A 12773-nucleotide genomic window follows, 5' to 3' on the forward strand; every position below is an offset into this window, starting at 1 on the left:
GAGGTCGGGCCCTCGCCGTGTGCGCGGAATGCGTGCGTTCGCCTACTGGATCACTCTGGGTGTTCCACGACCCTCCCAGTGTGAGGAGCGCGCATGCGCCGTCCCTACGTCCCGACGTTGGCCCTTGCGGCCGCCACAGCGGTGATATCACTGACCACCCCCGCCCTGGCGTCCTCCGACAGCGTTGTCATAGGAAGCCGTCCGGTCCGGATCTCCGACAGTCCGTGGACGGTCGCACTGTCCAGTCGTGACCGGTTCGGGGGTACGCGCGCGGGACAGTTCTGCGGAGGTGTGGTCGTCGGACCGACCACCGTCCTGACCGCGGCCCACTGCCTCGGCGACGACGTGCTGGGGGCGCCACCAAGTGAGGACCGCGATCTGAAGGTCATCGCGGGCCGGGGCGACCTGATGTCCCGCGACGGCAAGGAGATCTCCGTGCGCGACATCTGGGTCAACCCGCACTACGACAGTGATACGAACGCCGGGGACTTCGGCGTGCTGACCCTCGCCGAGCCGCTGCCGACCGCCTCCGTGATCCGTATGGCCCCCTCGGGCGACTCGGCGTACGAGCCGGGGACCGCCGCCACCGTCTACGGCTGGGGTGATCTGACGGGCGGCGGCGACTACGCGAGCAGCCTGCGCGCCGCGGATGTGCACGTGCTTCCCGACGCCGACTGCGAGCGGGCCTATCCCGGAGACGAGTCCGGCACGTACGACGCCGCGTCCATGGTCTGCGCCGGAGAGCCCGCCGGCGGCCGTGACGCCTGTCAGGGGGACAGCGGCGGGCCGCTGGTCGCCCAGGGCCGTCTCATAGGCCTGGTGTCCTGGGGGAGCGGCTGTGGGCGCCCGGACAGCCCGGGGGTCTACACGCGGGTCTCAGAGGCCGTCCAGGCGCTGAAGGCGGGCCGCTGAGAGCCGGCGACGTCGCGATACGAGTGTGGGCGGCCACTCCCTGTGTCCAGGGTGTGACCGCCCACTCACCGGCCTGTCGCCGGTACCCGCTCGTCGTTGATGCGAAGGTCAGCGTTCTTCGTCGTTGACGCTCTCGGGAACGGACGTCAGCCGCTCCGTCTCGTCCTGTATCTCAGCGGCGATCTTCTTGAGTTCCGGCTCGAACTTGCGACCGTGGTGGGCGCAGAAGAGCAGTTCTCCGCCGCTCAGGAGGACGACGCGCAGATATGCCTGGGCGCCGCAACGGTCGCAGCGGTCAGCGGCCGTCAGCGGGCTCGCGGGGGTCAGAACAGTAGTCACGTCGCCTCTTCTCTAGCTCGACGAGCTGTCGTACCAGGGTCAACATCCAACCAGGCCGAAAACGTTCCCGCTCGCGGCTTTTCCTCGAAATTTTCTTTCGAGGCGGCTGTCTGCTGCCGGGTGGCGGCGAATGAGCCGTATTGCGTGTCTTTGTGTCTGTACGGGTTCGCGCTGTCTGTCAGGTGTCGGTCCTCCCGGCTGGATTGCCGGTTGTTCATGAGGACGTGCCCGGAGCCTAAATGGTTCATGCCTCGAAGGGAACGTGATATGTACTTCACTCCATCGAGGGATCGAACACTCATACGATCCTGGACTAGGGTGAGTTCATGCGAGGGTGGTGCTACAACGGCTCTACCAGGCCTCGGTACCCTCTGAGCGGCGACCGAAGCCGGGCCCTTACCCAAAAGGGTCTCCCATGAAATTCAGCGAGGAGCGAACCGCGTGACCGCCGATACGTCCGTGCCGTCCACAGCGCTGCTGACCGGAGCAGACCGGGACGGCTCCAACTACACAGCGCGGCACCTGCTCGTCCTTGAAGGGCTCGAGGCAGTGCGGAAGCGCCCGGGCATGTATATCGGGTCGACCGACAGCCGCGGCCTGATGCACTGCCTCTGGGAGATCATCGACAACTCCGTGGACGAGGCCCTCGGAGGGTACTGCGACCACATCGACGTCATCCTGCACGACGACGGCTCGGTCGAGGTGCGCGACAACGGCCGCGGCATCCCGGTCGACGTGGAGCCCAAGACGGGCCTCTCCGGCGTCGAGGTCGTCATGACCAAGCTGCACGCCGGCGGCAAGTTCGGCGGCGGCTCCTACGCGGCCTCCGGCGGTCTGCACGGCGTGGGCGCCTCGGTCGTGAACGCGCTCTCCGCCCGCCTGGACGTCGAGGTGGACCGCAACGGCCAGACCCACGCGGTGAGCTTCCGTCGCGGCACCCCGGGCGCCTTCAAGGCCGACGGACCGGACGCCGCCTTCGACGCGAGCGGCGGCCTGCGCAAGCTCAAGCGGATCCCGAAGACCCGCACCGGCACCCGCGTGCGCTACTGGGCGGACCGCCAGATCTTCCTCAAGGACGCCCGGCTCTCCCTGGAGCACCTCCACCAGCGTGCTCGCCAGACCGCCTTCCTGGTGCCGGGCCTGACCATCGTCGTCCGTGACGAGTTCGGGCTCGGCGAGGGGGGCAGCAAGGGCGAGGAATCCTTCCGCTTCGACGGTGGAATCAGCGAGTTCTGCGAGTTCCTGGCCTCCGACAAGCCGGTCTGCGACGTCCTCCGCTTCAACGGGCAGGGGACCTTCAAGGAGACCGTTCCGGTCCTCGACGAGCACGGCCAGATGACGCCGACCGAGGTCACCCGTGAGCTGGCCGTAGACGTCGCCATGCGCTGGGGCACCGGTTACGACACGACCCTGAAGTCGTTCGTGAACATCATCGCCACGCCCAAGGGCGGCACCCACGTCGCCGGCTATGAGCAGGCCGTCGCCAGGACGATGAACGAGGTCCTGCGGTCAAAGAAGCTGCTGCGCGTCGCCGAGGACGACATCGTCAAGGACGACGCGCTGGAGGGCCTCACGGCCGTCGTCACCGTGCGTCTCGCCGAGCCCCAGTTCGAGGGGCAGACGAAGGAGGTCCTCGGCACCTCGGCCGCCCGCCGCATCGTGACGAACGTGGTGACCAAGGAACTCAAGGCGTTCCTGACCTCCACCAAGCGGGACGAGGCCGCGCAGGCGCGGGTCGTCATGGAGAAGGCCGTCGCCGCCGCGCGCACGAGGATCGCCGCCCGTCAGCACAAGGACGCGCAGCGCCGCAAGACGGCTCTGGAGTCCTCCTCGCTGCCCGCCAAGCTCGCCGACTGCCGCAGCGACGACGTCGAGCGCAGCGAGCTCTTCATCGTCGAGGGCGACTCCGCGCTGGGTACGGCGAAGCTGGCCCGGAACTCCGAGTTCCAGGCGCTGCTGCCGATCCGGGGCAAGATCCTCAACGTTCAGAAGGCGTCTGTCACGGACATGCTGAAGAACGCCGAGTGCGGTGCGATCATCCAGGTCATAGGAGCCGGCTCCGGGCGGACCTTCGACATCGACGCCGCGCGCTACGGGAAGATCATTCTCCTCGTCGACGCCGACGTCGACGGCGCGCACATCCGGATCCTGCTGCTGACGCTCTTCCAGCGCTACATGCGGCCCATGGTCGAGGCGGGCCGGGTGTTCGCCGCGGTCCCGCCGCTGCACCGGATCGAGCTCAGCCAGCCCAAGAAGGGCCAGGACAAGTACGTGTACACGTACTCGGACCGTGAGCTGCGGGAGACGGTTCTGGAGCTGCAGCGCAAGGGTGTGCGCTACAAGGACTCGATCCAGCGGTACAAGGGTCTCGGTGAGATGGACGCCGATCAGCTCGCCGAGACGACGATGGATCCGCGGTTCCGGACGCTGCGCCGGATCAACATCTCCGACCTGGAGGCGTCCGAGCAGGTGTTCGACCTGCTGATGGGGAACGATGTGGCACCGCGCAAGGAGTTCATCTCCAGCTCGGCGGCGACGTTGGACCGGTCACGCATCGACGCGTAGCCCTCCGGGGGGTCACCGGGTGCGGTGTCGGTCCGGTGGGTGGGTCGGGGCCGTGCCGGTGCATCAGCCCGTCGCCGTTGGACGGAGAGGTGACCGTCGGTGGCGACGGGCATCGATGTACCGGCACGTCCCCTCGCGTCGGATTCCGGCTGCGGGTGCGGGATCCAAACGGTTACAGCCCCGGCCGGGAGAGTCCAGTTCTCCGGCGGTCTCCCTGCGGGCCCCTTTCCTGGTGCCGGGCAAGTTTCAGCCCCTCCGGCGTTTGAGGAGCGGGGTCTGGGGCGGAGCCCCAGGTACGGGATGGGTAGGGGCGGAGGGGGCGAAACAAGCCTGTGGGCCCCTGTACCAGGGCTCACAGGGCTCAGGCCGCATGGTGGGCCAGGCGTCTGGGTCGTGGGTCCACCCGTGGGTGGAGAGATGGGGGCCGAGGGATCCACCCAGGGTCCACCCCGGCGCCGATCTCCCAAAGCCGCGAGGTCCGTAGCGTCGATGGGGTCGGCAGCGCTCGCTGCGGACACCCGCTTCTCGCTCACGGAGGCCGCGCATGTCCGGGCTCATGAACACCGTGCTGATCCTCGCGATCGCCGCAGCGGTGATCGCGCGCCAGTTCGGCGCACGCCGAATCGGCTCGGATCGCCGCTGGTGGATCGTGCCCGCCGTTCTAGCCGTCATGGCACTGCGCGAGCCCGGCGTGATCGACCCGCACCACCAGATAGTGGCGTCCCTCCTGCTCGGCACGGAACTGGTGACGGCGGTGGCCATCGGAGCCGGATGGGCGTGGACGACACGGATGTGGGTGGAGCCGGACGGCGCCGTGTGGAGCAGGAGCACCAAGGCCGCCGCAGCCGTCTGGGCCGCGGGTATCTGCCTGCGACTGGGACTGTTCGGCATAGGGACCCTGGTCGGCGTACACCAGACCTCCTCGGCCCTGATGCTCGGTCTCGCGGTCACCCTGCTGGTCCGCTCCGGGCTGCTGACCTGGCGGGCACAGGCCCTGCAGCCGGCGGTGACGGGACAGAGCCGGGGACAGAGCCCGGCGTACGGTGACGGTGTCGGCCGCGCCCTGCGGAAGGAGCGCCTGTGACGGACAACGCCTGGATGCGCTGGCCCTCTCGTGAGGCACTCGCGCGCGTGGGTGTGCACAAGGCCCGCCGTGTGCTCGCCCTGGTCACGCGTGCCGTCGTCCTCGCCACCCTCGTCGCCACGACACTGACGAACCCGGAACTCGGCGGTTGGGAGCTCGCCGGGGGCATCGCGGGGATTGTCGCGTGCGGGGTCCTCGCCTGGGGCTTCTGGCGGACCACCCTGGAGCATCGCCTGCTGCCGTCCCTGGCGCTGTTCGCCCTGCTGCTGGCGGTCGCGTCCGTGGGGCACCAAGCGGGCTTCCGGGTCCCGGCGCTCGTCCTGCTGTGCGGGTGTGGCGTCGCCGCCATCGAAAGGCTGCCCCTCGTGGCGGCCCTGCCGGCCACAGCGGTCGCGCTGAGTGTCTACGCGGCGTTCGACGACGACGCCTGGCTGACCACCGCGGCCACGACCGCGGGACTGGCGCTCGCCGGATACGTGCTGCGCCTCGACGCGGAAGCGCGGGCCGGCGCTCAGCGGCTGCTGGCGCAGGAGCGCGCTGCTCGCGCGGCCGAGGCGGAGTCGGCGGCCCTGGCGGAGCGGGCGCGGATAGCCAGGGAGATCCACGACGTCCTGGCCCACAGTCTGTCGGCGCAGCTCGTGCATCTGGAGGCGGCACGGCTGCTCATCGAGAGAGGAGCGGACCGGGAGGTCATTCTCGAACGGGTCGTGGCGGCACGGGGAATGGCCCGTGAGGGGCTCTCGGAGACCCGGCAGGCACTCTCCGCACTTCGGGGTGAGATGACTCCGCTGGAGGACTTCCTCGGCGAACTCGTGGCCGCCGCCGACCGCGCCGGTGTCACCGTGACCGGCGAGCGTCAGCCGCTGCCGGCGGAGGCGTCCCAGGCGGTGCGCCGCGTCGCGCAGGAGGCGCTGACGAACGTGCGCAAGCACGCTCCGGGGGCCGCGGTACACATCCGGCTGGACTATGGCGAGCACGAAGTGACGCTGGACGTACGGGATTCGGGTGGAAAACCGGGTGAACTCGGCGGTTCGGGAGCCGGGTACGGTCTGCTGGGCATGCGGGAGCGCGCGGAGCTGCTCGGCGGCTCGCTGGATGCCGGACCGGGCGAGGAGGGGTTCGTGGTGACGTTGAAGGTGCCCGTATGACCGAGCGGGAGGAGCGCAAGGGACCGGCGCGGGTCGTGGTCGCGGACGATCAGACCGTCGTGCGCGAGGGCATTGTGATGCTGCTGGGACTGCTGCCCGGGATCGAGGTCGTCGGAGCGGCCGGTGACGGGGCCGAGGCGGTGGAGCTGGTGGCCGAACTCGCCCCGGACGTCGTGCTGATGGATCTGCGCATGCCCCGCTGTGACGGGGTCGAGGCGACCCGGCGCATTCGTGCCGAGCATCCCGGGACCCAGGTCGTCGTACTCACGACGTTCGCGGACGACGAGTCGCTGTTCCCCGCGCTGCGTGCCGGGGCCCGGGGCTATCTGACCAAGGACGCGGGAGGTGACGAGATCGTGCGGGCCGTGCAGAGCGTGCTTTCCGGGGACGCGGGGCTCTCGCCGAGTATCCAGCGACGGCTGCTGGAGCGGCTGTCGGCCCCGGAACCGGAGCCCGGCCCGCCCCTGGAGGCCCCCGACGGGCTCACCTCGCGCGAGACGGAGGTTCTCCTGCTGATCGCCGAGGGCCTCAGCAACCACGAGATCGCCCGCAAGCTCCATGTGTCCACGGCCACCGTGAAGACCCACATCAACAATCTCTTCGCCAAAGCGGGTCTCAAGGACCGTGCTCAAGCAGTCCGTTACGCCTATGGGAAAGGTCTCGTGCGGCCGCCCGCGGGATGAAGTCACCTAATGGGGTGAAGAGCGCGGAGACAGGGGTCAGGGAGCCCTCCGATCTGCACATCCTTGGGCACGCGGCAGCAACGGGTCGCGGACAAGGAGAGTTCGGTGGACAAGCACGACGGCGGCGACACGGGGGAGGTCCGGTTCGACGACCCCTGGTACGACGCGCTCGCTTCCGGCTGGGGCGAGTTGGACGGCACGGGTGCGCTCGCTCCCGCCGTGCCGGCCGCCCGCTCGGAGCACGAAGGACGCACGGGCGACGCCGCCCGCGTCTACATCGAGGTGCAGCGCAGCGCCGCCTTCCAGGAGGTGCGCGGCCGGTACCGCAGGTTCGTGATTCCGGCCGTCGCCGTCTTCTTCCCCTGGTACGTGGGGTATGTGGTGGCCGCGACCACCGCGCCGGGGTTCATGGCGCGTCCCGTCGTCGGAGCCGTGAACGTGGCACTGCTCGCGGGACTCGGGCAGTTCCTCACGACGTTCCTGCTCGCCTGGGCGTACGCACGGCACGCTCGGCTCCGCCGGGACCGGGCCGCGCTCGAACTGCGCTGGGACACCCAGGAGATGACGCGGAACGCCAGGGGTGGTGAGCGGTGAGCGGCCACCATCAGACCCTGGCGCTCCTGCTGTTCAGCGCGTTTGTCGCGGTGACGCTGGCGATCACGACATGGGTGAGCCGTAACAGGCACGGTTCGGCCGAGGAGTTCTACGCGGGCGGGCGATTGTTCTCGCCGATGGAAAATGGTTTTGCCCTCTCCGGTGACTACATGTCGGCGGCTTCCTTCCTCGGTATCACGGGACTCATCTCCCTGTACGGCTACGACGGTCTGCTGTACGCCGTGGGATTCCTGGTGGCCTGGCTGGTCGTTCTGTTCTTCGTCGCCGAACTGGTGCGCAACTGCGGGCGGTTCACGCTCGCCGACGTCGTAGCGGCCCGGATGGACGAGCGGCCGGTGCGGATCGCGGCCGGAACGTCCTCGGTCGTGGTGTCCGTTCTGTATCTGGTGGCGCAGATGGTGGGCGCGGGGAGCCTGGTCTCGCTGCTGCTGGGCGGCACGAGCGACGCGGCGCGCAACTGGACGGTGATCGGTGTCGGCGCGCTCATGGTGATCTACGTGTCGATGGGAGGGATGCGGGCGACCACCTGGATCCAGATCGTCAAGGCGGTTCTGCTGATCGGCGGGGCCATCGCTCTCACCGTGCTGGTCCTGATGCGATTCCACGGGGACATCAACGAACTGCTGCGTGCGGCCGCGCGGCGCAGCGGCCACGGCAAGGACTTTCTCGCCCCCGGGCTGAAGTACGGCGGCGACTGGACGGCACGCTTCGACTTCATGAGCCTCGGGCTCGCACTCGTGCTCGGCACCGCCGGGTTGCCGCACATCCTGTCGCGCTTCTACACCGTGCCGACCGCGCGAGCCGCCCGGCGCTCGGTGCTGTGGGCGATCGGGCTCATCGGCGGCTTCTACCTGATGACGATCGTGCTGGGCTTCGGCGCGGCAGCCGTCGTCGGTCCCGAGGCGGTGCGCGGATCGAACGCCGCGGGCAACACCGCCGTTCCGCTGCTGGCCCTGGACCTGGGCGGCGGGGCCGACTCCGCCGGCGGAACAGTCCTGTTCGCGATCGTCGCCGCCATCGCCTTCGCCACCATTCTCGCGGTCGTCGCCGGAGTCACCCTCGCGTCCTCGGCGGCCGTGGCCCACGACCTGTACGGCTCGTTGCGCCGCCGCCGCGCGAAGCCGCGCGGCGAGGTGACGGTGGCGCGCGCCGCGTCGGTCGGCATCGGTGTGGTCGGCATCGCCCTGAGCCTCCTCGCCCGGGATCTCAACGTGGCCTTCCTGGTCGGGCTCGCCTTCGCCGTCGCCGCCTCGGCGAACCTGCCGGTGCTGCTGTACTCCCTGTTCTGGCGGTCCTTCACGACGCGCGGTGCCGTGTGGGCCGTATACGGCGGGCTGGTGCCCGCGCTGTTGCTCGTGCTGCTGTCGCCGGTGGTGTCGGGCAGCCCCGAATCGTTCTTCCCGGGTGTGGACTTCCAGTACTTCCCACTGCAGAACCCGGGCCTCGTCTCCGTCCCCCTGGGCTTCGTCGCCGGCTGGCTCGGCACCGTCACCTCGGCGGAACCGTCGGACGAGGCCAAGCACGCCGAGATCGAGGTCCGTGCGCTCACGGGCGCCGGGGCCGTCTGACGGCCGCCAGGATCGCGTACGACCGCCCTGAGGTGGCATGACTCCGGCAGCCCGTTGCCGCAGGAGTGCCGGCTCAGGGCGCCACCCAGGCGTAGCGGTGTTCCGGGCGTCCTGTGTCGCCGTATCTGAGGGAGAGACGGAGCCGTCCCGCTTGTTCCAGGTGCCGCAGATAGCGCTGGGCGGTGGATCGGCTCAGGCCGGTCTCGGAGGCCACCTCGTGGGCCGACAGCGGCTGGTTCGCCTGGTGCAGTACATCGCAGATCAGGTCCGTGGTCGGCTCCGAGTGACCGCTGGGGAGCCCGGGGGAGGACGGCGTGGGGGCGGTGCGCAGGGCACCGAAGATCCGGTCGACCTGCTCCTGGCCCGTCACGCCGTGGCCGCCCACCCGGTCGACGGTACGGCGCAGGGCGGCGTAGGAGTCGAGGCGTGTGCGCAGGGCGGTGAACGTGAACGGTTTGATCAGGTAGTGCAGAGCACCCAGACGCATCGCCGCCCGTACGGTGGCGACATCGGCGGCCGCGGTGATCATGATGACGTCGGTGCCGTGACGGTTCTCCCGCATCCGGTGGACGAGTTCGAGTCCCGTCCGGTCGGGCAGGTAGTGGTCGAGCAGCACCAGATCGACGGGAGTGCGCTCGATCGCGGCCAGAGCCTGGGCGGCACTGTGCGCGCGGGCGGCCACCTGGAATCCGGGAACCCTGCTCACGTACTTCGCGTTGATCTCGGCGACGCGGAAATCGTCGTCCACGACCAGGACGTCAATCATCGGGCCTCTTTCTCTCAAGGCCTGGGCGTGTGTTGCGCCCGTGTTTCGGCTCCGCTGTTGTAGCGCGAGCAAAATGAGCACAACAGACCCTTGCGAGCAGAAGAACGGCTTGCGCCCAGAAGACTGATGGTGTGGCCCGCCCCACATCTACGGTCCGGGCCATGAGCACAGACACCGGCCCCGCCATCGAGCTGCGGGGCGCGAGCAAGATCTTCAAGACCCCGTCGGGGGGTTTGCACACGGCCGTCAGGGACCTGGACCTGACCGTCGGCCGGGGCGAGTTCGTGGCCGTCGTCGGACCGACCGGCTGCGGGAAGTCCACCACGCTGACCCTGGTCAGCGGTCTTGAGGAGCCCACCGAGGGCGATGTCCTGGTCGCCGGGGAGCCCGTCGCCGGCGTCGGGGACAAGGTCGGCTTCGTCTTCCAGCAGGACGCCACTTTTCCCTGGCGCACGGTGCTGTCCAACGTGATGGCCGGACCCCGGTTCCGTGGCGTGCCCAAGGCCGAGGCGAAGGAACGGGCCCGGGATTGGCTCGCCAGGGTCGGGCTCGCGGCCTTCGAGGACCGGTATCCGCACCAGCTCTCCGGTGGTCAGCGCAAGCGTGTCGCCCTCGCCGCCACCTTCGTCAACGACCCCGAGATCCTGCTGATGGACGAGCCCTTCTCCGCGCTCGACGTGCAGACCAGGGCGCTGATGTCCGACGAACTGCTCGAACTGTGGGAAGGCACGGGTGCTTCGGTCGTCTTCGTCACCCACGACCTGGAGGAGTCGATCGCGCTCGCCGACAAGGTCGTCGTGATGACCGCGGGGCCCGCCACCGTGAAGCAGGTCTTCGACATCGATCTGCCACGGCCGCGCAAGGTCGAATCGGTGCGCCTGGAGCCGCGGTTCATCGAGATCTACCGCGAGATCTGGGAGTCCCTCGGCGAAGAGGTCCGCATCACCCGCGAAAGGGGCGCCGCCAATGTCGCCTGAGGTTCTCAGCGCTCAGGTCGTCGACACGGCCAGGACCCCGGGCCGCGAGCACTCCCGCGCCCGTGCCGCCCGCAGACGCAAGGTCGTGGTGGCGGTAGCCCGGGTGCTGCTCCTGGTCGCCGTGCTCGGCCTGTGGGAGGTGCTCTCTCGAGCCAAGGTCATCGACCCGTTCAATTTCTCCATGCCGTCGAAGATCTGGGAACAGATCCAGACCTGGGTGATGCACGGGACCGCGCTCGGTCCACTGGGCGAGCAGATCTGGTACACGCTTCACGAGGCGCTGCTCGGCTGGGTCATCGGTGTCGTCGCCGGTGTGCTCTTCGGAATAGCGCTCGGGCGTGTCACCTTGCTCGCAGACATCCTTGGTCCGTACATCAAGGTGCTCAACTCCATACCGAGGATCGTCCTCGCACCGATCTTCGTGATCTGGTTCGGGCTCGGACCGGCGTCCAAGGTCGCCTCGGCCGTGGTGCTCGTCTTCTTCCCGGTGTTCTTCAACGCCTTCCAGGGCGCCCGGGAGGTCGACCGGAACCTGGTGGCCAACGCCCGGATCCTCGGCGCGAGCGACCGCAGGGTGACACTGCAGGTCGTCATACCGTCCGCCACCTCGTGGATCTTCACGAGTCTTCATGTCAGCTTCGGGTTCGCCCTCATCGGCGCGATCGTCGGCGAGTACATCGGCGCCACCAAGGGCATCGGGCTGCTCGTCGCACAGTCGCAGGGCACCTTCAACGCGGCAGGGGTGTACGCGGCGATGGTCATCCTCGCCGTCGTCGCCCTGCTCGCCGAAGGACTGCTGACATTCGGCGAACGCCGCATCTTCCGCTGGAAGCCGTCGGAATCCGACCGCTGACCCCGCGCCCGCAAGAACGCACGACCTCTCCCTGTCGCACATACGGGTCCGCCCGTACGCACCGTCCCGCCGTACGTAGGCACGGCCTCCCCTCCGCTCACAAGGACGTGAACCACCATGCGCAAGACCGCCAGATACTCCGCGCTGGCAGCCGCCGGTCTGCTCGCTCTCTCCTCGCTCACCGCCTGCGCCAATGACGCGGCGAGCACCACGGCCAGCTCCGGCAGCGGTGGCGGTGGCGGCAAGGGGGAGCACGTCAAGATCATGGTCGGTGGGCTGGACAAGGTCATCTACCTGCCGGCGATGCTCACCCAGCGGCTCGGCTACTTCGAGGACGCGGGTCTGGACGTCGAGCTCCTCAGTGAGCCGGCCGGTGTCCAGGCCGAGACCGCGCTCGTCTCGGGACAGGTCCAGGGAGCCGTCGGCTTCTACGACCACACGCTCGACCTGCAGACCAAGGGCAAGGCCGTCGAGTCCGTCGTGCAGTTCTCGCACGCTCCGGGTGAGGTCGAGATCGTCTCCGCCAAGCGGGCGGGCGACATCACGTCACCCAAGGACTTCAAGGGCAGGAAGCTCGGCGTCACCGGACTGGGTTCCTCGACCGACTTCCTGACGAAGTACCTCGCCGTCAAGAACGGTGTGAAGGTCAGCGAGTTCACCCCGGTCGCCGTCGGCGCCGGACCGACGTTCGTCTCCGCGCTCCAGCAGGGTGCCATCGACGGCGGCATGACGACGGACCCCACCGTCGCCACGGTCATGGAGAAGAACCTCGGCAAGGTGCTCATCGACATGCGCACCCCCGAGGGCTCGCAGAAGGCGCTCGGCGGACCGTACCCGTCGTCAAGCCTGTACATGCAGACGGACTGGGTCAACGGTCACAAGGAGACGGTCCAGAAGCTGGCCAACGCCTTCGTGAAGACCCTTCGGTGGATGTCCGGTCACAGCGCCTCCGAGATCGCCGCCAAGATGCCCGCCGACTACTCCCAGGGCAATCAGACGCTGTACGCCGGGGCGATCGAGAGCACGCTGCCGATGTTCACCGAGGACGGCGTGATGCCCGAGAACGGTCCCGAGACCGTCGAGAAGGTCCTCAAGGCGTTCAACCCGAACATCAAGAACGCCGATGTGGACCTGAGCAAGACGTACACCACGGAGTTCGTGAAGAAGGCGACCGGCTGACCATCTCCCGCCTGGAGCGCCGAGCCGCCCCGTCGCCCGCACGACCGTGCCCCACTGGTCGTACGGGCGACGGGGCGGCCGCCC

12 protein-coding genes are annotated in these 12773 nt (G+C 68.9%); 10 read left to right on the plus strand and 2 right to left on the minus strand.

Annotation, left to right across the window (positions count from 1 at the left end):
- Window positions 1–93: 93 nt before the first annotated feature.
- Complete coding sequence (locus ACIQ7M_RS28950) at window positions 94–912, plus strand: serine protease (protein WP_403649883.1); 819 nt, start codon at window positions 94–96, stop codon at window positions 910–912.
- Between the two features lie 108 nt (window positions 913–1020).
- Here the strand turns inward: ACIQ7M_RS28950 and ACIQ7M_RS28955 are convergent, their stop codons facing one another.
- Window positions 1021–1251, minus strand: coding sequence for a hypothetical protein (locus ACIQ7M_RS28955; protein ID WP_121406526.1), 231 nt, complete (start codon window positions 1249–1251; stop codon window positions 1021–1023).
- A 441-nt stretch (window positions 1252–1692) separates the two neighbouring features.
- On the opposite strand from ACIQ7M_RS28955, the gene ACIQ7M_RS28960 reads away from it, so the two are divergent.
- From ACIQ7M_RS28960 to ACIQ7M_RS28985, 6 genes are all read left to right on the plus strand, one after another.
- Window positions 1693–3816, plus strand: a complete 2124-nt coding sequence (locus ACIQ7M_RS28960; protein ID WP_403649886.1) for a type IIA DNA topoisomerase subunit B — start codon at window positions 1693–1695, stop codon at window positions 3814–3816.
- 544 nt (window positions 3817–4360) lie between these two features.
- Window positions 4361–4900: a DUF1453 domain-containing protein gene (locus tag ACIQ7M_RS28965; RefSeq protein ID WP_403649889.1), complete on the plus strand. Its 540-nt coding sequence runs from the start codon at window positions 4361–4363 to the stop codon at window positions 4898–4900.
- Window positions 4897–6048 carry a sensor histidine kinase gene (locus ACIQ7M_RS28970; RefSeq protein ID WP_403649892.1) on the plus strand — a complete coding sequence of 384 codons (1152 nt, stop codon included), beginning with the start codon at window positions 4897–4899 and terminating at the stop codon, window positions 6046–6048. The genes ACIQ7M_RS28965 and ACIQ7M_RS28970 overlap by 4 nt, the downstream gene beginning before the upstream one ends.
- Complete coding sequence (locus ACIQ7M_RS28975; protein WP_403649895.1) at window positions 6045–6731, plus strand: response regulator; 687 nt, start codon at window positions 6045–6047, stop codon at window positions 6729–6731. Before ACIQ7M_RS28970 ends, ACIQ7M_RS28975 begins: the two co-directional genes overlap by 4 nt.
- Window positions 6732–6836: 105 nt before the next feature.
- The gene (locus ACIQ7M_RS28980; protein WP_403649898.1) at window positions 6837–7325 is read left to right on the plus strand and encodes a DUF485 domain-containing protein; all 489 of its coding nucleotides are present in this window, start codon (window positions 6837–6839) and stop codon (window positions 7323–7325) included.
- Window positions 7322–8914: a cation acetate symporter gene (locus ACIQ7M_RS28985; protein WP_355766228.1), complete on the plus strand. Its 1593-nt coding sequence runs from the start codon at window positions 7322–7324 to the stop codon at window positions 8912–8914. Before ACIQ7M_RS28980 ends, ACIQ7M_RS28985 begins: the two co-directional genes overlap by 4 nt.
- Window positions 8915–8987: 73 nt before the next feature.
- On the opposite strand, the gene ACIQ7M_RS28990 is transcribed toward ACIQ7M_RS28985, so the two are convergent.
- Entirely contained in the window at window positions 8988–9680 is a 693-nt protein-coding gene (locus ACIQ7M_RS28990; protein WP_403649901.1) for a response regulator, read from the minus strand.
- Window positions 9681–9841: 161 nt separating this feature from the next.
- Here ACIQ7M_RS28990 and ACIQ7M_RS28995 point away from each other — a divergent pair, with 161 nt between their 5' ends.
- The 3 genes from ACIQ7M_RS28995 (at window position 9842) to ACIQ7M_RS29005 (ending at window position 12689) form a co-directional block, all read left to right on the plus strand.
- Complete coding sequence (locus tag ACIQ7M_RS28995; RefSeq protein WP_403649904.1) at window positions 9842–10657, plus strand: ABC transporter ATP-binding protein; 816 nt, start codon at window positions 9842–9844, stop codon at window positions 10655–10657.
- Window positions 10647–11510 carry an ABC transporter permease gene (locus ACIQ7M_RS29000; RefSeq protein ID WP_403649907.1) on the plus strand — a complete coding sequence of 288 codons (864 nt, stop codon included), beginning with the start codon at window positions 10647–10649 and terminating at the stop codon, window positions 11508–11510. Before ACIQ7M_RS28995 ends, ACIQ7M_RS29000 begins: the two co-directional genes overlap by 11 nt.
- Window positions 11511–11627: 117 nt before the next feature.
- Window positions 11628–12689 carry an ABC transporter substrate-binding protein gene (locus ACIQ7M_RS29005; RefSeq protein WP_403649910.1) on the plus strand — a complete coding sequence of 354 codons (1062 nt, stop codon included), beginning with the start codon at window positions 11628–11630 and terminating at the stop codon, window positions 12687–12689.
- Window positions 12690–12773 lie beyond the last annotated feature (84 nt).

It is taken from the genome of Streptomyces sp. NPDC096324, assembly GCF_044763015.1.
GTDB lineage: Bacteria > Actinomycetota > Actinomycetes > Streptomycetales > Streptomycetaceae > Streptomyces.